Raw genomic sequence first — 24,348 nt, 5'->3', positions numbered from 1 at the left:
CAAGTAGGTATTATTTCATATATATATGTCTGGTTAAGCTGTACCTAAAACAGAAAGTAGCATTCACAGCATTCTCTAGGTTTGCAAATGATTTTGAATCGTGAATAATTGAAAGAAAAAGAACCTTGAATTAAGAAGTTTCAGGCTAGACGATTCTATGTCATGTATTATATTCGTTTAAAAACCCTACTGAAAAAAGAAAGGATATTTTTTGACTAAAAGAAGAGAACGCTTTAAAGTTAGTATAATAAAAAAAGGAGGGAATTAACATGAATGGATTTGGATTATATGGCAAGTTTACCGTAGACGACGGCAACCGTGACACATTAGTTGATATTTTATTGGAAGCAGCGGAATCTATGCAAAATTTAAGTGAATGCGAGTTATATCTTGTAAGTGTATCTAGTAATGAACCGAATTCTATATTTGTTTATGAAGTCTGGAGTAATAAAAAGGCACACGAAGACTCGTTATCACTTGAAGCAACAAAACGATTGATTGAGCGTGCAAAACCGATTATTACAGGTATGGAAGAAATTTCTGTTCTAGAACCAAAAGGAGGAAAAGGTTTTCCTAATTAGTTATTTAAAAAAGAACGAATGGCTATTTCATTCGTTCTTTTTTAAATAACTAATTGACGCACAGATCTTAGGTAGCAGAGAGTCTTTGATACATGATTCTATATCATTTCATGTATCGCCTTTAATCAGAATCACTCTAAAAAGAGAAAGGTTTACTTTTGCTCAAACAACGGAAGCGCTTTACAATTAAAGTAATAAAAAAGGTGCAAGTTATCCCACACTCAAGAAGAAAGAAGGAGATTTTATGTCCAATCTAAATATTAATAGTGTAATTGTATTTCGCAATATAAAAGTTTAGAACTGGGGATGCGGATGTTTTCTTGGACTTTCTTTAGGCGATTAACCCTAAGTTCTTTCTATATTGAACGGGACTAATCCCACCCAAAGAAATCTTGATTTGTTTAGTATTGTACCAATGAATATACTGATCTAAAAGTTGAATAAACTTGTCTATAGTTATTCCTTCCCAACCATCCCGGCCATCTATAGTGAGCACCGCGTTCGGAATGAACAATCGGTTTCGATTCCAAAGAGAGTGAATCCAGTGCTTAATCAAGCATACTATTGACTAACTCGGCATTAGGGCTAGTGCTAATTGACTAACTGACTGCAGCTCCATCGAAACAATCGATAATGGGTGATAAATAAACTTTTCCAGAGTATACACTGAACTTTGTTATGTCTATCAGCCACTTTTCGTTGGGTACTTTGGCCTTAAAGTTTCTCTGAATAATATTGGGAGTAGCGGGCGTTATTTCTCCTGCGTAAGAATTGTGTTTCTTTTTAGATACAGATTTAACAATAAGTTTCTCTTTTTCCACCAGACGTCTGATTACTTTTTCAGAAACTATAATCTTTCGATTTTTTAATTCTGCATATTTTTCTGGTAGACGCAATAGGATTCTATGATAATGATAACTGCTTTTAGGTAACTTTAATTCTATGAGAAACTTTATTAATGGATAGTATTGAAGTAAGGTATCAATCACTATCGTTTTCTCCTTGTTCGATAAATTTAAAGGATTGATGCCTTCGTGTTTTTTTATTAGATCAGTGGATCTTTCAAGAAAATCTTTTTCCATTCTTAGTTGATAAACTTGTCGTTTTAATACTATAACTTCATCTTTCAAATCTTCTAAGTTCGGACTATTGGGTATTTTCGACATATTCGATGGGAGTTCCTCTCCGACGAGCTCCTGTTTCCAATCATAGAGCGTCTTTCGAGTAACCTGAGAGCGCTTAGCGATATTTTGGACAGAAGTTTTGTGGCTCACAAGATGGATCACGGCCTCTTTTAGACGTTTTGTGCAAATCACCAACCTTTTCTTATTCTTTGAACCATTTGTATAAAGCTTTTGAGGAGGGATATCCTAACTTTTGAATGGTTGACGCTAAGGAGTGTTCGTATTTGATATAAAGTTCAACAGCTTTCATTCTTTCCTCATAAGAGTACATGGACATTCTCCTGTGTTATTGTTATCCAAGATTATGTCCGCACCGCCTCTTGTGTACTAATATTCTGCCACAAACATATGACTCAAATCATGGAACCAGACTGCTTCAGTTTAAACGTAGTATAACGATAATCATCACAGTAAATGACTTCCAGACCGATTTTATCTGCAAGGATCTGCATAGCTTCAGCAGTGAAAAAGGAAATATGCGTAAAATCACGAATATAATGCCAGCCCCATAACTTGTTATCGTCTTTCGGATGAAAGAGAGTCATCACAGCTAAAATCGTATCTTCTGTCATCAACGTTTTCAATTCTTTGAACGTTTCGATCGGATCGGGTATATGTTCCACAACTTCGGTGGTCGTGATCAAGTCATAGGTCTGATTTTCGTAGGTTTTTTCAGGGGCATAGAACAAGTCATAAATCGTGACTCGATAGTTGTAATCACGTTCCAGGATCTGGGCTAAAACCGGACTGGGACCACTCCCAAAGTCAAAGGCCTTTTTTCCTTCACTGACAAACGGAAGGACCGCAGCTTGTAAATACTTTTCAAAGAAGGCTACATAACGCGCATCTTCAATCGAGTTTTCGTGATGTTCATACTGTTCAAATTCTGTTTCTGAAGATAAATAAAACGCCGGATCCTTAAATATGAACTGACAATTCAAGCACTCATGAAATACCTGACCGTTACTTGGATGAACGAGTTCTCTTGTTTCGTGCTGACATATTTTGCATTGCATGTTAACATTCCTCTCTACTCTTTTCACCTATTAATACTATCATATTTCCGTGAGAGTTTCTTAAATTGCTTATTATCCAAGTGTCAACTCTTTTTAAATATGGTATGATATTAGTGATGGAAATTTTGATGATTCGGAAGGAGACACAATGTCTGTGATTGTATTAGCAGGAATGATCGGAGCCGGTAAGAGTACGTATACCACTTTGATCTCAAAGGAATTAAGAAGTAAGGCTTTTTATGAGCATGTCGATGATAATTCAATATTAGAAAAATTTTACGATGACCCGAAACGATGGGCATTTTCTTTACAGATCTTCTTTTTAAACACACGCTTCAGAAGCATAAAAGAGGCTTTGGTGCATAGACATAACGTTTTAGACCGTTCGATCTATGAAGATGCCTTGTTTACACGTATCAATTATGAACAGGGAAATATGAGCGAAGCTGAAATGGTTCTGTACACTGACCTTTTAGATAATATGATGGAAGAAATAACGGGTATGCCGAAAAAAGGTCCAGATCTACTGATTTACCTGAGAGGTTCTTTTGAGACTCACTTGGAACGTATCGAAAAACGGGGCAGACCATATGAGCAGATCGAAGATAATTCAGAGCTTTTAACTTATTATAAACGTCTACATGGTCGTTACGATGAGTGGTTTGCTTCCTACGATAAGAGCCCGACACTGATTATTAACATCGACGAAATCAACTTGGAACGTCAGGGAGATCAAGCACTCGTCATGCACAAAGTGAAACAGGCGCTGAAAAAACAGCGGGACTTATAAACAACGATAAAAAGCTTCTCGGTTAACCGAGAAGCTTTTTTGCTAACTATTTTTTTATGGAGGTCTTCAAATGATGATGCAAATACTCTATTATTCTCTGCTTACGCACGATGACTGGTCCTTTTACATTGTCAGTTCCAATCAAGGTCTTTGTTTTGTCGGGTCTAGTCCTGCTTCCAAAAAAGAAATGAAAGACTGGATCCTCACTCATTTTCCAGAGGCTGAATTAGCTGAAGATGACCGTGCACTCGACCCATACCGTGCCGAAATTATCGCTTATTTAAACAAAGAAAAGCAGTCCCTCGTTTTTGATACACACTTAACAGGCACACCTTTTCAAAAAAAAGTATGGAACAGCTTAAATGCCATTCCATACGGTGAAACATTGACCTATAGCGAATTAGCCTCTTTGATCGGTTATTCGCCTAAAGCTGCGCGCGCGATAGGTACTGCCTTAGCCGCCAATCCGCTACTCATCGTGAATCCCTGTCATCGTGTCGTGCCTAAGTCTTCTAAACCAAGAGCTTTCAGAGGCGGGCTCGCGATGAAAGAGAAATTACTCTCTCTAGAACAAGGCGCAAAATAGGTCGAAAAATCAGAATATGGACCCGTCTTCTTGAGGCTCATATTCGATCCACCTCTTTTAAATGATCTTACCCGAAGTTTTCATTAATTGAATCACACGTACTACAGCTAATTTGTAACATAAGAAACGTAATGACTCGTCATGTTCACAAGAGAAATAAGCCTTATACACACGCATGCTTACTTCTTTCATACGCTTACTCATATTTTCCAATATATCTTCCTTGCTCCTCACTTCATTGGTAAACCCTTGGACCCATTCCAGGTAAGATACCGTCACTCCGCCTGCATTCGCTAAAATATCAGGGATCACGATTTTACCTTGAGCAGTCAAATACTCATCCGCTGTCTGTGTAAGTGGACCATTAGCCCCTTCTACAAGGATAGCTGCTTTAATGTCTGCCTGGTTTTCTTTGGTGATCTGGTCTTCGATCGCTCCTAAAATCAACACATCACAATCTAACGTCAGAACGGCATTTGGATCCAGGACTTCTGCTTCCATGCCCATGTCTTTGAGCTCCTTGTCGTTTGGTAAGCGGTCATTTTCTTCTTTAAACGGAGCCAGTTTCTCAACGTCTAATCCCTTTGCGCTGTAGACCGTTGAACGGCTGTCAGATACTGCAATAACGGTATGTTTTCTCTCTGAATTTTTCGCTTCGATGGCTGCAGCACGACTTAGATTGCCGAAACCTTGGACAGCGACCGTGACATTTTCTTTTTTACCGATTGCTTGAATCATCTCTTTTTTGTCCGAATGTTGGCCATTCATTTTGAGTGATCCATTCATTACGGCATCCACTAAATAATAGTAACTTAAAAATGTGCCAATTCCTGTAGATTCCGCTCTCCCTTTTGTGCCACCATTTTCAATACTCTTACCGGTGAAGGTGTTGATGAACGGTTGATTTGGATGTAACTGTTTATATTCTTCTGTCATCCAGTCCATCAGTTGCGTTCCGGAACCTACATCTGGGGCAGGAATATCTCGGTACGGCCCGATATCATTTTTAAGTAATCTTACGAAGGCCTGACTGACTTCTTTCAATTCACGTTCTGAATGTTTTCTGACGTCGATATGAACGCCACCTTTGCCTCCACCGTATGGCAGCTCATGTAAGGCATTCTTCAGCGTCATCAACATGGCCAAGGTTTTCACTTCTGACTGATTAACTCCTGTGCTGAAACGGATCCCGCCTTTATAATAGCCACATGCATTATTGTGCTGCACGCGATAGGCCTGATAGGTGCCAATACTGCCATCATCTTTTTTGATTCGTAAATCGCCAGAGATGAGTTTATCAATTCCTTTAAGCAGTTCCCCACCTTGATTTAACCAGTCACTACGGTTTTCTCCCCAGCCTGATAACTCTTGAGTGTCTGTTTCGATTAAGTAATCGACAACCTCTTGAATCAGTTGTGTTGTTGTATTTTCTGTCATCTGAATTCCTCCATCTATAAAATGAGAATTTTCTTATTTTCCACTTATGATTGTATCATAATCGAAGCCTTAATTGCGAATCTTTAACGGATTTATTTAATTTCTAAATAAAAAAGCATAAAAAACATCTCTTATCCGTAGACAAAAGATGTTTCTTATTTTTTAAATCAATGTTCCTTTGATATCTAGTCTTTTCTTCAAATACCATTTTGCTAAGAAAGCGAGTAACCCTACTGCCATAGTATATGGACCCGGAATGACCGGATTGATAACTGCCGGAATAAGCGCCGTGCCGAAAGCCATCAGCATTATCCATATAAGCATCGTTGTGGTTGTCGCTACGATATATTTCAAGAAGCCACCTTTAACACCAGGTTTCGGTGCATATTTGGTGATCACCATCACGGCAAAACCACCTAAAATAAAGTTGAGCAGCAGAGTGATGAACCCTAATCCGGCATCTTCATTCCCTGTAAAGTACGAGATACCGGTTATAACGGCGAACATCCCACCCAATAGCAGGGCACCATCCAAATAAATTTTCCATGATTCTGAACGTTCTACAGGCTTCTCTACAATACCTTGTTTTCCTTCAATGAGAAAACGGGCCTGATCTGTGACTGTCCCATAAATGGATCTTGCAGTCATATGGTTCGCTTGTTCAGCAACAATGTTTTTCAGCATGTCGTTTAAGATTAAAGTTTTACGTTCAGTAGACACGCTGGAATCATCAAGTCTGCGATTCAATTTGATCATGTATTCCTGATTCTTATTCGTTAACTGATCAAACAAAGTTGCATTTTCTTTTTCTTTTTCAACATAATCGATTTGATTATCTTGTTCAATGCTTTTTTTATTTTTAGACATGCTTAATATACTCCCCTTTTTCTAAACATTGAAACGGAATAGAATAACATCGCCATCCTGCACGACATAGTCTTTTCCTTCCGATCTTAACTTCCCAGCTTCACGAGCAGCTTTTTCACTTCCGAGACGGTCATAGTCTTCAAAAGAAATGGTTTCGGCACGAATAAATCCACGCTCGAAATCACTATGAATGACACCAGCTGTCTGCGGAGCTTTCATTCCTTTTTTAAAGGTCCATGCTCGTACTTCAGTGGGTCCGGCAGTAAAGAAAGTGGCTAAACCTAACAAGTCATAAGATTTATGAATCAGTTTGTTTAAACCCGGTTCAGTTACACCCAAGTCATCTAAGAACATTTCTTTTTCTTCATCATCCAGTTCAGCAATTTCTTCTTCGATAGCTGCTGAAATAGCGACCACTTCAGACCCTTCTTCCGCTGCAATGTCGCGAACGATTTGCAAATGCTTGTTGCTTTCAGGATCAGCGATTTCTTCTTCCGCAATGTTGGCCACATAAAGGACGGGTTTGCTTGTCAGCAAGAAGAGCGAACGCAGTACAGGTAATTCGTCATCTGTAAATGAAAGAACACGTACGGGTTTCCCCTCTTCAAGTACCGGTTTGATTTTTTCTAAAATGGCAAACAGCTCTACCGCATCTTTGTCTTTTGATCTTGCCTGTTTTCTCACTTTTTCATAGCGTTTATCTACGGATTCCAAATCAGCTAAAGCCAGTTCCAAGTTGATGATTTCTATATCATCTGCCGGATTGACTTTACCGGTCACGTGCGTAATGTTATCATCTTCAAAACAGCGCACGACATGACAAATCGCATCCACTTCACGTATATTCGCTAAAAATTTGTTTCCTAACCCTTCACCTTTACTTGCTCCTTTGACGATGCCGGCAATATCTGTGAATTCAAAGGTTGTCGGTACGACTTTTTTCGGGTTCGCGAGTTCGGCTAAGCGGTCTAAACGTTTATCCGGAACTTCTACGATTCCGACGTTGGGATCGATCGTTGCAAAAGGATAGTTTGCTGCCTCTACTCCCGCTTTCGTGATGGCATTAAATAGTGTTGATTTTCCTACGTTGGGTAACCCAACAATTCCTGCTGTTAAAGGCATGTATGTGTTCACCTTTCACTTTCTTTAAAATAGTTAGTCTTTCAAGACTTTCTTCATTTTTCGGTCAAATTCTCGACGAGGCATCATGACTAGATGGTCACATCCCGTACATTTGATACGAATGTCAGCTCCCATGCGAATAATCTCCCAGCGGTTCGTTCCACAAGGATGCGACTTCTTCATTTCGACGACATCGTGTAAATCATAGGATTTTTCCATCTCATTTATCCTCCTTGGTTCTTAATTTAAATCAATATTCAATTCTTCCAAAATGCGATTCAGGTCATCGGGAGACACGTATTCGATTTCTATCTTCCCTTGCTCTCCTTTTTCACGAATCGCCACACTCGTTCCAAACTTATCGGTCAATAACTCTTCCGATTTGCGAATATACACAGATTTCTCTGCCACCTGTGGCTTTTCAGCTTTGTCTTTAGGGTGTTGATTCGCTTCTGAAACCAGGTGTTCCAGCTGTCTCACTGTCAGTTTTTCTTTCACTACGCGTTTGGCCAGTTTCTTGATCTTGGATTTGTCTTTCAGACCAAGCAGCGTTCGTGCTTGTCCATTTGAAAGTTTTCCTTCCTGGACCAGCTGCTTCACTTCTTCTGGTAGTGAAAGTAAACGTAAATGATTGGCAATGTAGGAGCGACTCTTACCCAGTTTTTCGGCTACCATTTCCTGTGTCATCGCTAATTTATCCATCATCATATTATACGCTTCCGCTTCTTCAAGAGACGTCAAGTCTTCACGCTGCAGGTTTTCTAAAATAGCCACCTGCATCATAACTTCTTCATTCAGTTCTCTGATGATGGCTGGGATTTTATCCTTGCCGGCAATTTTGGACGCTCTGAATCGTCTCTCTCCAGCTATGATTTCATACCCTTTAACAGATGACTGACGCAAAATTATCGGTTGGAGCACCCCAGAAATAGTGATAGAAGCAGCCAGTTCATTCAGTGCATCTTCATCAAAATGACGTCTGGGCTGGTATGGATTGGGACGGATTTCAGTTAAATCAATGAGTTGTACGCGTTCATCATTGCGGTCGACTTCTTCATCAAAATTAGGCACATCAAATAAGGCATCAATGCCACGGCCTAGTCCTTTTTTCTTATTCACCACTATCCATCACTTCCTTCGCTAATTCTTGATAGACTTCTGCACCTTTGGATCTAATATCATAGTCAATAATTGACAAACCATAACTAGGTGCTTCCGACAATCGTACATTACGCGGAATAATTGTTGCGTAGACTTTTTCCCGGAAATATTTCTTCACTTCATTCACAACTTCAAACCCAAGATTCGTACGAGCATCCAGCATCGTTAAGAGCACGCCTTCCACTTTCAACTCTTTGTTGAAATGTTTCTGTACCAGCCGGACCGTATTAAGCAGCTGGCTCAGCCCTTCTAAGGCATAATACTCACACTGCACGGGGATCAAGACTGAATCGCTTGCGGTGAATGCATTGATCGTTAAATGACCGAGAGAGGGTGGACAATCGATCAAAATATAATCATAATCATCTTTCACTGTCTCTACAGCTCTTTTCAGCCGTGTTTCTCTCGCCATCAAACTGGTCAATTCTACTTCTGCCCCAGCCAGTTGTATCGTAGCGGGGACGATGCTCAAATTTTCTCGACTCGATGATAACACTACATCTTTAAGCGGTTCCTCATTAATCAAGACATCATAGATATCTCTATCTACTTCGCCTTTTCTTATGCCTAACCCACTGGTTGCATTACCTTGGGCGTCCATATCAATCAACAATACTTTTTTCCCGTTATAAGCTAAAGAAGCACCAAGATTGACGGTAGTCGTTGTTTTACCTACGCCACCTTTTTGGTTTGCAACAGCTATAATCTGTCCCATGTTCTTCCTCCAAACTTTCTGCTCTATTCGTTTATGTTAATGGACTCTTATTGGGAGTCCCTGGTCTTCTAGGATATTTATTCGGTGTTTCTGTTTTCTTATCTATAAGGATGATCGTGCGTTCACCTGCATCTTCAGGTAACTCAAACGAATGGGTTTCTCTCACTTTGCCGCCCAGTAATCCAATCGCAGATACGGCTTCATCCAATTCTTCAGGCGCATGCGCGGCTTTCATTGCAATAAATGTGCCCTCTTTTTTTAGTAACGGCAGACACAATTCAGCTAACACACTCATGCGTGCCACTGCTCTAGCCGTAACGAAATCGAAAGAGGCTCTGAACCGTTTATTTTGACCAAACGTTTCTGCACGGTCGTGATACAATGAGACGTCGCTTAGACCCAATTCTTCAACTATTTTCTCGAGAAACGTGATGCGTTTGTTAAGTGAATCGACGATCGTAATCTGTAATTCAGGATAAATGATTTTAAGGGGGATACTAGGAAACCCAGCACCTGAGCCTACATCGCATAAACTGTGGACCCCTTGACTAAAATCGACATACAACCCCGCAGTTAATGAATCATAAAAATGTTTCAAATAAGCTTCTTCACGTTGCGTAATCGCAGTTAAGTTCATTTTTTCATTCCATTCCTGCAGCAGTTCCAAATAACGTTCAAACTGACGCATCTTGGCTTCTGTGATCGGAATGTCTCTTTTTTTAAGTTCGGACTGGAATTCTTCTGGAGTCATTCGTCAAAAATCCTTTCTCTCTTCAGTCGTGAAACACTTGATTGTTTCACAAAAACACTCTCTTCACTTTATACTAAACAGCTAGTAAATACAATGGTTAGTAGCGATTTTCTCGTTACATAAAAAACACCTGACACTGATCGCCGGATGTTTTATTGTTAGCTTTTTACTGTTATATCTCATTTCATTTTTTCTTCGGAAATCATAAAGTCTTACTATATAAAAAAATGCCGATATAGTTTGATTCCCCTACAGTTTTTATTGTAATTTTTTTATTTTCAAATACTTATTACTTTATTCACAAAAATGCCGATATTAATGATATAACCCTTTCGTACTATTGAATCATATATTTTTTATAACATAATTCAACACTGCAACAAACAACCCCTCTTTAGCTATATGAAATAGAATTTACTGGTTTTGACAGATTCAAAGATAATTTTCACGCTATCGAAATAACACAAACCCAAAGGAGTAGGTAAATATGGAAAGTACACTATCAAAAAAGAATAAACTCATTAGCACAGGTGAAACATTGAACTTTAACATGTTAAATAGTATTTCTCTAAAACTTATTTTAATTATTTCATTTGCTTTTATGGTAAGCGCACCCATTGCTCAGAGAATTAATACAATCGTTGCGGAGTCTGATTTGATTGAAGGAAATATTGGAGCCTACATAAATACAGCAATCAATATCCTTATTATCAACCTTATTCTTTTTTTCTTCATGAATCGAATGATTATCCGACCCTTAAAACTACACATAGAAAGACTACGTGATATTAGCGAAGGGAACATCAGAAACATTGAAGAAGTAAAAGGAAAAGGAGAATTTTCAAAACTATCCTTAGCCACAAACACAACCGTAACAAAATTAAATAAATTGATTAAAGAAGTACAAGTCAGTTCAAATCAAACCACTGAGATCTCTGTCCATTTGGCAGAAAGTTTAGAAATGATCCAGATAAGTTCTCGGGAGATTACTAAAACAATTGAAGAAATCGCAGGTGGTGCTTCTGATCAAGCTGTCAGTACTGAACAAGGGGCGTTAAAAGTATCAAAATTGGGAGAAATAATCGAAAAAGATAATCAGTATATGGGACAATTAAATCAGGATTTTCAAATAGTAATGGGGATAGTCGAATCAGGATTGCTGGAAATGGAAAAACTCAATAAAATAAACGAATCAACGAATTTAGCTATCAATGAGGTAAAAGCTGTTATAAACGAAACGAATAAAAGTGCTGAACAGATTGAAAATGCAAGCTATGTCATATCTGATATAGCAGAACAGACGAATCTCCTCGCATTAAATGCTGCAATAGAAGCTGCCAGAGCAGGTGAAACGGGCAAAGGATTTGCTGTTGTCGCTGAAGAGATCAGAAAACTTGCCGAGAAATCAAACACTTCAACCAAAGAAATCAATGACATGGTCAATAACTTACAGGATAATTCAAAGACGATGGTACTGACTATGGATAAAGTCATCAATACTTCAATGGAGCAATCCGATGGAGTAACTAACAGCCAATCGAAATTTGCCGACATCTTGAATGCAGTTAAAAAATCCGAAAAAGTATTCATTCAGTTGAATAACTCCGGAGAAGAGATGCAGCAGATGAAAAATGAAATTGTGGAAACCATCCAAAATTTATCAGCAATTGCGGAAGAGAATTCTGCTTCTACTGAGGAAACCATAGCAATAGTAGAAGAACAGAATCATGCTATAGAAACACTTGGACAGGTTGGAAATGATATTTCTGATTCTGCAGATAAATTAAACGCAACTATATCCGTATTTCATATATAAGCCACTGGTGATTTTTATTTCTATATTTATCAATACTACCCCCACAGTGATAATCAACTATCACTGTGGGGGTAGTGGCCGTTATCTCAACTTAATTTACTGTTAGATAATCTGTTGTCCAGCAAGAAAAAAATTCAGGAAAAATAAACGGATGATTCAAACTATTAAACCTTCCTGTGCTTACTCAAAACAACTATGTTCATTACAACAAACACGACTGAAAATCCCAACAGTACCATCAACTGTAAATAGATGTGTCTAAACCCGAATCCTCTGACCATGAAATCACGCAGCGCTTCTGCAGCATAATACAGGGGGTCAACGGGCCTATCCAACTGACCCATCCGGAAATGGCCTCCAGGTTGAAAAGACCGGAAAAGAACAGCTGCGGGACCACGACAACTGGAATGAACTGAATCATCTGCAGTTCGTTCTGAGCAAAAGATGATAGCAACATCCCCAACGTTAGGGCGGTGAAAGACAGGCAGAGTTTAATCAGCAGCACGTAGAAAAAATTACCCTGCATCATCATCCCTAAGACATAGATCGAATAGGCAGATATAATGGTTGATTGAATGACTGTAAACAAACCGAAACCAATCACATAACCGATGACGATTTCCCATTTCCGTAAAGGACTGGACAGCAGTCGTTCCAGGGTTCCTCTCGTCCGTTCCCTTAGAAAAGAGACCCCTGAAATAAGAAACACGAAAAAGAAAACAAAGAAACCCAATAACACAGGCCCAAAGTAGTCAAAGTGGCGTATGTCTGGGTCTCCGTGGATGAAATTAGTTTCAAATTAGTTCTCTTGTTCTGCCGAGAGCGGTGAAAAAGTTTCCTGCATCCACCTTAACACAGCAGAATTGATTGTCAGATCGCTTCCCTCCAGCTTAAGGCTGGGGCGATTCGCATCCACACTAATATAGCCGTCTAATTCTTGTGCTTCGACATCTACCAGCGCACTTACTTCCTCAGTATACAGAGTCACTTCAGCTCCGGATAAGTCGATTCTTTCTGTCAGTTGTTCAGGAACTCAATCTATCATTTTTCACAATAAATGTGCTTTATCAGTTAAACAATCAAGTAAACCTATTATTTGATTATATTATAACAGCTATTTCCTTTATCCTATATATCATAGTCCCTTCTCCTTGGCTTTTTTTGGAGCAGCTAATCGATTTCCTAAAAAAAGCACACGACCCTTAATGTCCTTTTAGGGACCTTAAGGGTCGTGTGCTTGACTGGTCATTATTCATTTGTATTTACGTTTAAACTTTTGATTCGCCTACTCTGTCCAGCGCTTTACCTAACAGTAACGGACCGAGAATTTCAAAGAATATGACCCCTGTCAGCACGACCCCGGTAATTGCGCCAGAAACATCAGGCAAACTCCGCTCGGCAATAGTAGCCAACCCGATAGCTATCCCAGCTTGCGGCAGCAGACCAAACCCTAAATTGAAGCGCACCTTTCTACTGATCGACGTGAACTGAGAAAAAATGGCGATCCCCATATATTTTCCGATCGAACGCGCTATGATATAGCTGAGACCGATCAGCCCCACTTGACCGATAATCGAAATGTCTATATGGGCACCGGATAAAGTCAGGAAGAGAATAAATATGGGCAGTTCGATTCGATTCAATAGTGACGCAATCAATATTTTTCTGGATGTTAAGTTACTGATGGCGACACCCGCAATCATATTGGTTAAGATTGGGGACAGTCCAAAATAATGCGCCACACCCGAATTAAATAAAAGTGCAGCAATCAGCAACGTCATTAGCTTCTCATTGCCCGTCTTCTCACTTCTAATGAAGTATGACACAAACAGGCCGCTGATTATCCCTACTAAAAATGCAAATAATATATCTATTATCACTGTTGCAACAAGCAATAATCCGGATGTCCCGGCGTCATTCCCCAACGACTGTACAAAGGAGACCATCACACCGAAAGTTAAGATGGTAATAAGATTGTCAAAAGCCACTAGACCCAAGAGATTTTGTGTCATTTCACCTTCTGCTTTTTTTTCTTTAACTATCTCTACCACGCCAGCAGGAGATACAGACATCGCAAGCGGACCCAGTATCAGCGCATATTGAAGGGGCATGCCGACAAACCACGTAACCAGGACCACAGTCACACCCGTCAAGAGTGTGTTTCCCAGCGACAAGATCATCAAGTTTCTACCAAACGCTTTAAATACGCGGTAATGAAGTTCAGTTCCTACCGACAAAGCCAGCATCCCTAACGCGAGTTCATTGACAAATCCCAACCCGTAATAAATATCTGATGTGATGAAGTTAAGCACGCTTGGTCCCAGAAACAAACCCATCAATATATAGCCGGTGACCGTGGGTAACTGCAGTTTCTTTGCCAGTTTGCCCCCTCCCATTCCAGCGACCAAGATAACAGCAATGTAAAGTGAATACGTCATGTTTATAAAACCCTTCTTCTTTTATATTTTTACTATTTAAAATTCGATCCCTTTTGTAAAGTTCACTGGCACACTGAAAAAGATAGCATTGTCGGGTTTAGTTAGATCACCACAGACGCTTTCAGCTATCGAAAGTACTTCGTCACGTTCCGCCTCATCTTTTACAACTGTGAAGACTGTCTTGCTATTTGATTCACGTTCTTTTCCAAGTTCCGCAAACATCGAAAACATCGGAAACTGGTTGGAAATAAGATGCCCCATCCCGCTACTATCGAGGACTGTTGCTCCTTTAATCTCATAACGCATAAATAATGTTAAAATCTCATCCAACAAATCGATCTTGTTCAAGACGATAACTACAAGTTCCATATCATATTCCTTCCTTCTTATGAAATTATTATTAAATATTTATCATTACGATGCTACTTAAACGTTTTTTGTATACTTGTATTTAATTATGAACAAGAGTGTGTGTTATATCAAGTATTTTATGAGAATAGCAGTGTGTTAGAAACTTAATGGCACAACTTGGTGAAGCGTTAATGTAAAATGATTCTCAAATCGCGAAAACCTTGAGGCCTGTTTTGGAGATATATTCCCATCCGCTCCGCCACTTATGCGGTAAGCTGCGGGTAAAAAAAAAACGTTTCACAGCTCTCTTTGTGAGCTGCAAAACGAAGAAATATCATCTTTTATTTTATTTAAAAATTATGTTTAATCTAAAATGAAAAATGATATTTATTAATATCTTTCAACATTAGTTAATCTAACACCCTTTTATACCTGACTATCAGTAAAATGTAGGGTGCTATATAAATATAATAGACGATCATTCATTCTCTGGGGATATTTCTCCAGCTTTAGTTAATGCTATTTTGGTAATGAGAGGTCCAACCAGCTCATAAATAAGGGTGGCAGACAACACCACGACTTTAATTTGAACCGCATACATGGGTACAACGGATTCCGCTATAGCTGTCAACCCAATGGCAACACCTGCTTGCGGTATAAGCGTCGCTCCCAGATAACGACCGACGGTTTCAGGCGCGTGAGTGATTTTTGCACCAACGTAAGTACCGGAAATTTTCCCCACTACTCTTAATAAAATGTAGGCTATTCCAATAAACCCTACTGAAGGAATAACAGCTAAATTCAATTCTGCACCAGATACTACAAAAAACATCACATATATTGGTGCGGTTACACGATCAGATAATTCAATCATAGAAGATGCGGCTGAAGATATGTTTGTTAACACGGCTCCCATGATCATTATAGTTAATAACTCAGAAATTCCAAAGAGAGCCGACAAGCCACTTCCTAAGAATACAAAAGTGATTAAAATAATCAAGCGATTACTGCTTGTTCTAAAGAGCTTCAGTGGCCACTTCATAATCAACCCTAAAATCGTTCCCACTACTAGAGCATAAAAGATGTCTAAAAATGGATTTAAAATAGATAAAAACAAGGAGAAATCTCCATCAACCTCTAATAGTGACTTTGCAATTGTCGATGCAAAACCAAAGAGTATTAACGCAATGGCATCATCTAAAGCAACGACGCTTAATAAAGTTTCGGTCACAGGACCTTTTGCTTTATATTCTTTTATCACCATTATGGTAGCTGCCGGAGCAGTCGCTGCGGCAATTGCTCCCAGCATGATCGCAAACGGCAGTTCAACTCCGAATAATAAGAGACCACTCGTCACAATTATCACGGCAAAAGAGGCTTCGAAAATTGCGATAATGACCGGCGTAAGTCCTACCCGTTTAAAATAACTCCGTTTGAAAGATGACCCGATAGTGAATGCAATAAATGCCAACGCTATTTGAGGAACGATTTCGAAATTCTCGAGCACGGCTGGCGTGAGAGCATTCAATAGTGACGGGCCCACCAACAACCCACCTAATAGATAACCAGTAACACTAGGTAATTTAATAAATGTTGCTAATTGCCCAAAAAATAACCCCACTAAGAGAACAATAGCAATATACAATATAATTGATAATTCCAACTTTACGACCTTCTTTTCTTTTTTTGAACACTAATAAATTCTTGCGTTACTCTCTGATACCTTCTTGAAATAATACGGGTACCGCGAACATGATCCCAGTATCGGGTTCACCAATATCTTTCAGTACATTTCTGACTGTTTGACGTGCCAATTCAAGGTCTTCTTCAGGAATAACACTGTAAATAGTTTTATTTTCTGTATGGTCAGATAAGATCAATGGTCTGATTGTTGAGAATATTTTCGTTTCATCTAAATGAGATAAATGCTGTGCCATTCCTTCAGAATCTATCACGGTGGCAGCTTGTCCAACTTCATCATTAAACTTCAACAATAAATCATCCAGCAACTCAGTTTGATTTAACACGATAACAAACAATACTTTATTTTTCATTTTTACACTCCCTTTCTTTCGTCTATATATAAGCATACGCCTAACTTCTGAATTTACAAGCGAGTTAAGGGCTTTCAAAGCATATTGTTGAAAATAATGCAAGTAATTTAAACTAAAAGTCGTATTTATGTCAAAAAAAGCTCTATTGCGCTTTTTCAGCTCTCATTTTCAATTCAACACTAATACTTATATTTTCATGGTTGTTATATTTTTTTTTTTATGTATACTGTGGATGTGGGTCGCATATCAAGCAAATTGATAGACTTTAAAATGACTTAAAAAGGAGATTGACACTTGGTTATGTGGCAGTTTAAACACTTTCAAGAATTAGATGCACAAGATTTTCATCAAATAATAAAAGAACGTACGAAGATTTTTGTCGTTGAACAAGGCTGTGCCTATCAAGAAGTGGATGATATCGACTTAAGAGCCATTCATGTTGTAAAAAGACAAAAGAATTCGATCAAAGCTTACGCACGTATTTACAAAGAAGATCATAAAATGAAAATCGGACGCGTTTTAGTCCCTGAAGAATATAGAAATGAAGGACACGGTAAGGAATTAATCAAGGTCGCCCTTGATTACGCAAAATGTCATCATCCGAACAGTGATGTGTCTATTCAAGCCGAAGCTTATCTTAAAGATTTTTATGAAAAATTTGGTTTTGAAACAACGTCTGATCTTTACTACGATTACGGTATTGGTCACTACGATATGAAATTAATGCATAAAGAGATCGTTCTACAGCCGTAATTCCTATAATATTATGTAAAAATTAAAAACGACCCTGGAGAGATTTGATATCTCTCCAGGGTCGTTTTAGGTTAATGCTATACTTTTTTAGTTCATTTAAATAAAATTAGTGAGTAAATAGACAGCATATATGCCTAATAGAACAAATCCATGTTTCCGGTTAACGGCATTTAATTTTTTGGAGAACATCGGGTAGCTAAGCAGTCCGAATAAGAGCAGTAAAAACGGAAACTGGAGCAGATAGTAAATTTCAGGCACAACTTGCCCTGTTGGCAGCAGCGTAATGGTTGCACCCATGACCAAGATAAAATTCATCATATTAGCGCCTAACACATTTCCAATAGCCAGTTCACCGTGTCCATATCTGGTCGCAACCAGCGTTGTGGAAACTTCCGGCACGCTGGTTCCAAAGGCGATAATCGTCGAAGCTATCACGCTATCCGGTATGCCCATACGAGCAGCAGTTATTTCTGCGGTTGACACCAGCAACGTGGCTCCGAGTGTCACGCCTAGAGAACTCAGTAATAAGAGGCCCACGCTTTTTTTGATGCCCGATGATTTTCCCTCTTCATTTTTCCCCGTTTCTTTTTCGACCTCTTCAATATCTCCCAATATGGCTTCCGGCTTTTTCTTTACCGTATACCAAATATAAAAAGGTACCGCAAGTAAAAACAGCAGGCCAAAGCTTCTCGGGAGAAGACCTTCCCTCGGAAAATCACCAAAGCCAATGCTTGTTCCGATAAAAAGTAAAGCGGTAAATGTTAGGATCATAAATGTTTTTTTCGTTTCTTTTCGAATCGGAAGCAACCCTCCCACCGCACCGATGCCTAAAACAAGTGACGTATTGGTTATGACCGATCCGATGGCATTCCCCAAACCAAGTTGCGCATTTCCGTTCAACGTCGCAGCCACTGAAGACGCGACTTCCGGCAAGGTCGTTCCCACTGATAAAATAGTGGCTCCCACTACCATTTTAGATAAACCGAGAACGAGAGAAATCGAAACGGCTTCTTCGATTAATTTATCGGCAGCTTGTGATAGGATGACCAAAGCTATGATAAATAAGACAATGATAACGAGTGTAGGTAACGTTTCAATATATGTATTCATTGACTAACTCCTAATGGATATTTTATTAAATATTTTACTCATAGTATAGCAAAAACACGGATAATATGTGGGCTTTCTTTAGAAAACAAGGTGTTTAGCTTACAATCTTTGCTTTTAAGAGGTGTTAAAAATATGTGGCTGCTGACGAACATTTTTTTGTCTGTCTAATTGTGCAAAAATAGAAAAGGTCATATCAACATTCAAAGGTTATGGAAACTGATCCGACCAGGTCAGTTTCTTTCTTTCCTTACTATTAAGAGTAATGTTTAGTTATTCGCAAACCGGTCGAACTTACCTTTGGTCCCGTTCGCTATTCTCACAAGTAGCAGCATGACAGGTACTTCTACCAATACCCCGACAACTGTAGCTAACGTCGCTCCTGAGTTCAGTCCAAACAATGAGATGGACACGGCGACCGCTAATTCGAAGAAATTACTTGCGCCGATCATTGCGGAAGGGGCTGCAATATTAAATGGCAATTTGCATGCATAGGCTCCCGAATAAGTGATTGCAAAAATCAAGAACGTTTGAATCGTTAACGGAATGGCTATAAGCAGGATGTGCAACGGATTCTGAACAATTCGTTCTCCCTGAAATGAGAAGATAATAATAAGCGTCAACATCAATCCTGTAATGGTTACACGATCGAATTTACTGATGAAATTATGTTCAAAATAGTGCTGCCCTTTTTTATTTACTATCACTCTCCGTGTAATGATCGCCATCAAAAGCGGCACAACAATAAACAATACCGTTGAAAGGATCAGTGTGTTCCAAGGTACGATCACATTTCCTACACCAAGCAACAATGCAACAATAGGTGCAAACAAGACGATGACAAGAAGATCATTCACCGATACTTGGACCAGCGTATAGGCAGGATCCCCATTTGTCAGTTTACTCCATACAAACACCATTGCGGTACACGGTGCTGCCCCTAAAATCACGGCTCCAGCAACGTATTCACGTGCGAGTTCGTTGGCGATCAGGCCATCAAATATATATAAAAAGAATAAAGAAGCAATGGCAAACATGGTAAATGGCTTGATAGCCCAGTTAACAAACGTAGTTAAGAACAGGCCTACCGGTTTTTTTGTTACACCTACAACGCTTGTAAAATCAACTTTCAACATCATAGGGAAAATCATGATCCAAATCAATATAGCCGTCGGAACAGAAACTTGATAGTATTCGTAGCGACTTAAGGTCTCTGGTATGATCGGTAAAAACTGTCCGATCATCACGCCAATTCCCATACATAAAAGTACCCATACCGTTAAGTACCTTTCGAAAACACTTATAGCACCTCTTGTTTTTCTTGTTTCATTCATCTTTTTACCTCCATAAATATAACATACATAGACAACCTTCGATGTATACGTTACTTGACAATCTTTGTCTTGTCAAATATAAAACAGATGAAAAAGAGCAGTTAAACTCTTTTTCATCTTATCTCTAGTCATTACTTATTTTTTACTATCAATATAATTTTGATAATTCGTGTTGCCACCCGATAATACACTTACATCTAAAAACCCACTATTCAAGAGTAAATTTTGCGCGGTGTTACTGGTTACACCTTTGTTGCAGCAAACGGCTGTCTTAACTGAGCGGTCTAAATCAGCGGCATCGGAACATTGACGGCATCTTTGACATGATTTTTTTCATACTGCTTGGGCGAACGTACATCTACAATCTATAGAGGAACAGCCTTCTCCTGATATGCAATCAGGTCTTCAGCTGTCATCACGGGTAAATTTTTCCGAGCATTCTCAAGCACCATACCCGTATACATGACCGGATCTTTCGTCGTACTGAACGGCGGCGCATAAGCCAGGTCAAGATGGAACAGATCTTCTGCTGTCGCACCATAGGTAATGGCGGTCGCAAACACATCGATGCGTTTGTCCACGCCCTCTGGACCTACGATTTGAGCGCCCAGGAAACGGCCCGACTCTCTATCGGCAACGCCTTTGATGGTTATTTCCTGCCCTCCAACGTATTTTGCATGAGCGGGTTTGATATTGTGAATGACCACCGGATCAAAACCGGCTTGTACTGCTTCTTTTTCAGAAAGTCCCGTATAAGCGACAGTCAAATCAAACAAACGGAAAATGCCGGTACCAAGCGGTCCACCGGTCAAATGATCGCCGGCAATGCGTCCCATTTTATTCGCTGTCGAACCAAGTGGCTGATAGATGGGTCGGTTAGTGACACGGTGGAAGCTCTCGGCCACGTCTCCGACCGCGTAAACATCTTCAGTTGATGTCTTCATGTGTTTATCAACTTTGATTGCACCCGTTTCACCAAGTATAATGTCCGCATCTGCTGCTAAAACGGTGTTGGGTTTTACTCCAACGGCTAAGATCACTAAATCGGTTTCAAGTATTGCACCCTTTTGAGTACCAAGGGATACCACTTTGCCATTGCCTTCAATGGTTTCTACTTTGTCGCCAATATAAAGGTCGACACCGTTATCTTTCAGTTCTTTCTTCAAATGATAAGCTATATCTGCGTCAATTTTAGGGAAGATCTGACCCGCAAGTTCAACGATAGATACAAGCAAACCTTTTTTTGTTAATTGTTCTGCCATCTCAAGTCCAATAAATCCAGATCCGACAATCGTGACATGCTTGACATCATGACCTTTCATATATTTATCAATGGCTTTCGTGTTATCCATCGATTTGACATGAAACACATTTTCATAAGTAGCCAAGCTGAACGGTGGCGGGGTAAGCGAATAAGAACCGGTCGCCAGCACTAACTTGTCATAGGTCTCTTTAAAATCTTTTCCAGTCTCTTTGTTGTACACTTCAATTTCTTTGGCTAAAGGGTGGATCGTTTTAACGTGATGGTTGATGTGAATATCGATCTCAAAGCGTTTTTTAAACCAATCACTATCTCTCGGAATGAGGGCATCTAATTTTTCTACTTCTCCTCCTAAAAAATAAGGCATACCATAGACAGAATAAGAAATATCTTCTGCCTCTTCATATACAACGATTTCAGCTGTTTCATCATTTCGTCTTGCTTTGGCAGCAACCGATGTTCCCGCTGCTACAGAGCCAATGATTACAATTTTCATAAATGAATCCTCCTTATATAGACTCCTGTCTATCTTTAGTCAAGTGTATCGATTTTCAAACGAAATTACTACCTGTTTATCCAACATTATTGTAAAGAAAATGTAAATGTTTCCTTTGTTCAATGCAGAAATGACGAACGAAATCATTCCGTTTTCGTGGAAAATCAAAAACTCTAATCCGACGAATAATATGGGTATGATCATGCGTTGGTACTTTTCGATTCTTTCTTCTATGTCATCTATCGCCAAAATTTTATATGTGCCAAAAACAGGCGCATAATCTGTACTCGTTCATATGTATGATAGAATAGCCTTCTTTCCTTCCCATATTTAACTACTCTTCGGCATAATCTTCATTATTCTGTCACAATCATTAAAAATGTGTTAAGCAAATTCTCATAAAGCCTGAATTATTTTTAAAAGTAAGTATAATAGACATAATGGCGAAAAAACAGACCAGGAATACATGGAAAGAATTGAGGGTTTATTAATTATGATTACAGTAACAGATGTAAGTTTGCTTTTTTCTGATAAAAAACTATTTGAAGATGTCACTTTGAAATTTGCGAATGACAATTGCTACGGTGTTATCGGAGCTAACGGTGCAGGAAAATCTACATTCTTAAAAATACTATCCGGAGAAATTGCTCCGACTTCAGGTGACGTTTCACTGCCAAAAGATTCGCGTATGGCCGTCTTGAAACAAAACCACTATGACTATGAAGATCAGAACGTTATTGATACGGTCATCATGGGTCACGAGCGTTTATACAACGTGATGCAGGAAAAAAATGAAATTTATATGAAAGCTGACTTCTCAGATGAAGATGGCCTCCGAGTGGCCGAACTTGAAGGCGAATTTGCCGAGTTAGACGGTTGGGAAGCTGAACCGCAAGCAATGACGTTACTCAAAGGCTTAGGAATTCCAGATTCCTTGTACTATAAAAAAATGAGCGAACTGACTGGTGGCCAGCATGTGAAAGTCTTGCTAGCTCAAGCATTATTCGGTAAACCGGATGTACTGCTTCTAGATGAGCCGACAAACGGCCTGGACACGCATTCTATTGCCTGGCTCGAAGAATTTTTAATCAACTTTGACAATACTGTTATTGTTGTCTCTCATGACAGACACTTTTTGAACAAAGTCTGTACACATATGGTTGACGTTGACTTCGGTAAAATCAGACTTTTTGTCGGTAACTACGACTTCTGGTTGGAATCCAGTCAACTGGCTGCGAAACTGCAATCCAATCAAAACATTAAAAAAGAAGAAAAAATCAAAGAGCTCGAAGCCTTTATCGCTCGATTTAGCGCAAACGCATCTAAATCTAAGCAAGCGACATCGCGTAAAAAAACACTTGATAAAATCACCTTGGATGATATCAAACCGTCATCACGTCGTTATCCTTTCGTCGGTTTCCAACCCGAACGTGAAATTGGTAATGATTTGTTACGTGTGGAAAAACTTTCAAAAACGATCGATGGCAAAAAAGTTTTAGGAAATATTACTTTCTCCCTAACAAAAGACGATAAAGTTGCTTTCACAAGTATGAATGATGTTGCGATCAGTACTTTATTCAAAATCATCACAGGTGAAATGGAACCGGACGAAGGTACTTTCAATTGGGGAGTCACAACTAAACATACGTATCTTCCTAAAGATTCGTCCAGTGAATTCGAGAACAGCTCATTGACCATCATAGACTGGTTAAGACAATATGTGGTAAACAAAGAAGAAAATGACAACACCTTCTTGAGAAGCTTCTTAGGACGCATGCTCTTTTCTGGCGACGAAGTCATGAAAGAAGTATCTGTTTTATCCGGTGGAGAAAAAGTGCGTTGCATGCTTTCTAAACTGATGTTGAGTAAAGCCAACGTTTTGGTCTTGGATGACCCAACGAACCACTTGGACTTAGAATCGATCACAGCTTTAAACAACGGACTCATTGACTTTAAAGGAGCTCTATTATTTGGCTCACATGACCATCAATTCATTCAAACAGTTGCCAACCGCATTATCGAAATTTCACCAAATGGTCTTGTGGACCGCTCGGAAACAACCTATGATGAATTCTTGGAAAACGAAACCGTTCGCTCTCAAATCGATGCTTTATACAAAAAATAAAAACTTAACAGATGAACACTCACGACTCTAGTCGTGAGTGTTCTTTTTTATTTTATTAATGATGAAAGAAGCTTTAGCTTCTTTCTACTGCATTATCATTACAAAAATTCGATGGTGAGCACTCATACGTGCCTTTCGTAAAGGACTTTATCCGTAGAAGGCGTTTAATAGCGATTGCATGACCTTCGTCTATTTATATGGTCTGGACCCCAAAAGTTAGAGTGAAAATCTTACTATTTGGAGGGAAAATCGATGAAATATTACACTTACTCATTCAAACTTAAACTGGTTAATGAATACCTCTCTGACGATCCTACTTTTACAAGCTTAGCCAAAAAGCACGGGATGTCTTCGTCATCCATTATCCAGACTTGGGTTCGTCTATATGAGCAATACGGAAAGA

Annotated in this window: 26 protein-coding genes and 1 pseudogene; 7 read left to right on the top strand and 20 right to left on the bottom strand. The window is 39.2% G+C overall.

The features are described 5' to 3' along the window. Positions 1 to 269: 269 nt before the first annotated feature. Positions 270 to 581, top strand: coding sequence for a putative quinol monooxygenase (locus AX762_RS07535; RefSeq protein ID WP_071848533.1), 312 nt, complete (start codon positions 270 to 272; stop codon positions 579 to 581). A gap of 331 nt (positions 582 to 912) precedes the next feature. On the opposite strand, the gene AX762_RS13365 is transcribed toward AX762_RS07535, so the two are convergent. The 3 genes from AX762_RS13365 to AX762_RS07525 form a co-directional block, all read right to left on the bottom strand. Continuing rightward, complete coding sequence (locus AX762_RS13365) at positions 913 to 1,077, bottom strand: IS3 family transposase (protein ID WP_371261647.1); 165 nt, start codon at positions 1,075 to 1,077, stop codon at positions 913 to 915. A 103-nt stretch (positions 1,078 to 1,180) separates the two neighbouring features. Then, positions 1,181 to 1,897: a transposase gene (locus AX762_RS13360; protein WP_371261645.1), complete on the bottom strand. Its 717-nt coding sequence runs from the start codon at positions 1,895 to 1,897 to the stop codon at positions 1,181 to 1,183. A gap of 221 nt (positions 1,898 to 2,118) precedes the next feature. Continuing rightward, positions 2,119 to 2,781, bottom strand: coding sequence for a class I SAM-dependent methyltransferase (locus AX762_RS07525; protein ID WP_083432872.1), 663 nt, complete (start codon positions 2,779 to 2,781; stop codon positions 2,119 to 2,121). Between the two features lie 148 nt (positions 2,782 to 2,929). Here AX762_RS07525 and AX762_RS07520 point away from each other — a divergent pair, with 148 nt between their 5' ends. Together AX762_RS07520 and AX762_RS07515 are read left to right on the top strand one after the other, a co-directional pair. Beyond that, positions 2,930 to 3,571, top strand: coding sequence for a deoxynucleoside kinase (locus AX762_RS07520; RefSeq protein ID WP_071848532.1), 642 nt, complete (start codon positions 2,930 to 2,932; stop codon positions 3,569 to 3,571). 70 nt (positions 3,572 to 3,641) lie between these two features. Continuing rightward, positions 3,642 to 4,157 (top strand): methylated-DNA--[protein]-cysteine S-methyltransferase, encoded by a 516-nt coding sequence (locus tag AX762_RS07515; protein ID WP_071848531.1) that lies wholly within the window; start codon positions 3,642 to 3,644, stop codon positions 4,155 to 4,157. A gap of 57 nt (positions 4,158 to 4,214) precedes the next feature. Here the strand turns inward: AX762_RS07515 and AX762_RS07510 are convergent, their stop codons facing one another. The 7 genes from AX762_RS07510 to rsmG form a co-directional block, all read right to left on the bottom strand. After that, on the bottom strand, positions 4,215 to 5,594 hold the full coding sequence (locus AX762_RS07510; RefSeq protein WP_071848530.1) for a Glu/Leu/Phe/Val dehydrogenase: 1,380 nt from the start codon (positions 5,592 to 5,594) through the stop codon (positions 4,215 to 4,217). A 162-nt stretch (positions 5,595 to 5,756) separates the two neighbouring features. Continuing rightward, positions 5,757 to 6,461, bottom strand: coding sequence for a DUF1129 domain-containing protein (locus tag AX762_RS07505; RefSeq protein ID WP_071848529.1), 705 nt, complete (start codon positions 6,459 to 6,461; stop codon positions 5,757 to 5,759). A gap of 21 nt (positions 6,462 to 6,482) precedes the next feature. Continuing rightward, entirely contained in the window at positions 6,483 to 7,583 is a 1,101-nt protein-coding gene (gene ychF / locus AX762_RS07500) for a redox-regulated ATPase YchF (protein WP_071848528.1), read from the bottom strand. 33 nt (positions 7,584 to 7,616) lie between these two features. Beyond that, positions 7,617 to 7,802 (bottom strand): DUF951 domain-containing protein, encoded by a 186-nt coding sequence (locus tag AX762_RS07495; RefSeq protein ID WP_071848527.1) that lies wholly within the window; start codon positions 7,800 to 7,802, stop codon positions 7,617 to 7,619. Between the two features lie 21 nt (positions 7,803 to 7,823). Beyond that, on the bottom strand, positions 7,824 to 8,702 hold the full coding sequence (locus tag AX762_RS07490; RefSeq protein ID WP_177244064.1) for a ParB/RepB/Spo0J family partition protein: 879 nt from the start codon (positions 8,700 to 8,702) through the stop codon (positions 7,824 to 7,826). Further along, the gene (locus tag AX762_RS07485) at positions 8,695 to 9,459 is read right to left on the bottom strand and encodes a ParA family protein (protein ID WP_071848525.1); all 765 of its coding nucleotides are present in this window, start codon (positions 9,457 to 9,459) and stop codon (positions 8,695 to 8,697) included. Before AX762_RS07485 ends, AX762_RS07490 begins: the two co-directional genes overlap by 8 nt. A 31-nt stretch (positions 9,460 to 9,490) precedes the next feature. Continuing rightward, on the bottom strand, positions 9,491 to 10,210 hold the full coding sequence (gene rsmG / locus AX762_RS07480) for a 16S rRNA (guanine(527)-N(7))-methyltransferase RsmG (protein ID WP_071848524.1): 720 nt from the start codon (positions 10,208 to 10,210) through the stop codon (positions 9,491 to 9,493). A gap of 487 nt (positions 10,211 to 10,697) precedes the next feature. On the opposite strand from rsmG, the gene AX762_RS07475 reads away from it, so the two are divergent. Next, the gene (locus AX762_RS07475) at positions 10,698 to 12,026 is read left to right on the top strand and encodes a methyl-accepting chemotaxis protein (protein WP_071848523.1); all 1,329 of its coding nucleotides are present in this window, start codon (positions 10,698 to 10,700) and stop codon (positions 12,024 to 12,026) included. Between the two features lie 238 nt (positions 12,027 to 12,264). On the opposite strand, the gene AX762_RS12965 is transcribed toward AX762_RS07475, so the two are convergent. From AX762_RS12965 to AX762_RS07445, 6 genes are all read right to left on the bottom strand, one after another. Then, positions 12,265 to 12,792 carry an ABC transporter permease gene (locus AX762_RS12965; RefSeq protein ID WP_256244594.1) on the bottom strand — a complete coding sequence of 176 codons (528 nt, stop codon included), beginning with the start codon at positions 12,790 to 12,792 and terminating at the stop codon, positions 12,265 to 12,267. A gap of 33 nt (positions 12,793 to 12,825) precedes the next feature. After that, the gene (locus tag AX762_RS12960; RefSeq protein ID WP_071848521.1) at positions 12,826 to 13,014 is read right to left on the bottom strand and encodes a hypothetical protein; all 189 of its coding nucleotides are present in this window, start codon (positions 13,012 to 13,014) and stop codon (positions 12,826 to 12,828) included. Between the two features lie 280 nt (positions 13,015 to 13,294). Then, positions 13,295 to 14,464, bottom strand: a complete 1,170-nt coding sequence (locus tag AX762_RS07460; protein WP_071848520.1) for a cation:proton antiporter — start codon at positions 14,462 to 14,464, stop codon at positions 13,295 to 13,297. A gap of 36 nt (positions 14,465 to 14,500) precedes the next feature. Further along, positions 14,501 to 14,833: a hypothetical protein gene (locus AX762_RS07455; RefSeq protein ID WP_071848519.1), complete on the bottom strand. Its 333-nt coding sequence runs from the start codon at positions 14,831 to 14,833 to the stop codon at positions 14,501 to 14,503. A gap of 460 nt (positions 14,834 to 15,293) precedes the next feature. After that, positions 15,294 to 16,436: a cation:proton antiporter gene (locus tag AX762_RS07450; RefSeq protein WP_218162484.1), complete on the bottom strand. Its 1,143-nt coding sequence runs from the start codon at positions 16,434 to 16,436 to the stop codon at positions 15,294 to 15,296. Between the two features lie 88 nt (positions 16,437 to 16,524). Continuing rightward, a complete protein-coding gene (locus AX762_RS07445) occupies positions 16,525 to 16,869 on the bottom strand; it encodes a hypothetical protein (protein ID WP_071848517.1) in 345 nt (114 codons plus the stop codon). 300 nt (positions 16,870 to 17,169) lie between these two features. Here AX762_RS07445 and AX762_RS07440 point away from each other — a divergent pair, with 300 nt between their 5' ends. Next, positions 17,170 to 17,622, top strand: a complete 453-nt coding sequence (locus AX762_RS07440; RefSeq protein WP_071848535.1) for a GNAT family N-acetyltransferase — start codon at positions 17,170 to 17,172, stop codon at positions 17,620 to 17,622. A 96-nt stretch (positions 17,623 to 17,718) separates the two neighbouring features. Here the strand turns inward: AX762_RS07440 and AX762_RS07435 are convergent, their stop codons facing one another. From AX762_RS07435 to AX762_RS13355, 4 genes and pseudogenes are all read right to left on the bottom strand, one after another. Further along, the gene (locus AX762_RS07435; RefSeq protein WP_071848516.1) at positions 17,719 to 18,732 is read right to left on the bottom strand and encodes a sodium:calcium antiporter; all 1,014 of its coding nucleotides are present in this window, start codon (positions 18,730 to 18,732) and stop codon (positions 17,719 to 17,721) included. A 266-nt stretch (positions 18,733 to 18,998) separates the two neighbouring features. Next, on the bottom strand, positions 18,999 to 20,063 hold the full coding sequence (arsB, locus tag AX762_RS07430; RefSeq protein WP_071848515.1) for an ACR3 family arsenite efflux transporter: 1,065 nt from the start codon (positions 20,061 to 20,063) through the stop codon (positions 18,999 to 19,001). Between the two features lie 135 nt (positions 20,064 to 20,198). After that, a pseudogene (locus AX762_RS07425) lies at positions 20,199 to 21,820 on the bottom strand (FAD-dependent oxidoreductase). Positions 21,821 to 21,859: 39 nt separating this feature from the next. After that, positions 21,860 to 22,024 carry a hypothetical protein gene (locus AX762_RS13355; RefSeq protein WP_371261644.1) on the bottom strand — a complete coding sequence of 55 codons (165 nt, stop codon included), beginning with the start codon at positions 22,022 to 22,024 and terminating at the stop codon, positions 21,860 to 21,862. Between the two features lie 289 nt (positions 22,025 to 22,313). On the opposite strand from AX762_RS13355, the gene AX762_RS07420 reads away from it, so the two are divergent. Together AX762_RS07420 and AX762_RS13350 are read left to right on the top strand one after the other, a co-directional pair. Further along, positions 22,314 to 23,945, top strand: coding sequence for an ABC-F family ATP-binding cassette domain-containing protein (locus AX762_RS07420; protein WP_071848534.1), 1,632 nt, complete (start codon positions 22,314 to 22,316; stop codon positions 23,943 to 23,945). Between the two features lie 252 nt (positions 23,946 to 24,197). Then, the coding region (locus AX762_RS13350; protein WP_143139322.1) for a helix-turn-helix domain-containing protein at positions 24,198 to 24,348 on the top strand (151 nt) is incomplete at its 3' end.

Source organism: Alkalibacterium sp. 20, assembly GCF_001885615.1.
Taxonomy (GTDB): domain Bacteria; phylum Bacillota; class Bacilli; order Lactobacillales; family Carnobacteriaceae_A; genus Alkalibacterium.
Note: the sequence above shows the minus strand (reverse complement) of the source record. Positions and strands in the feature narration are given on the sequence as shown.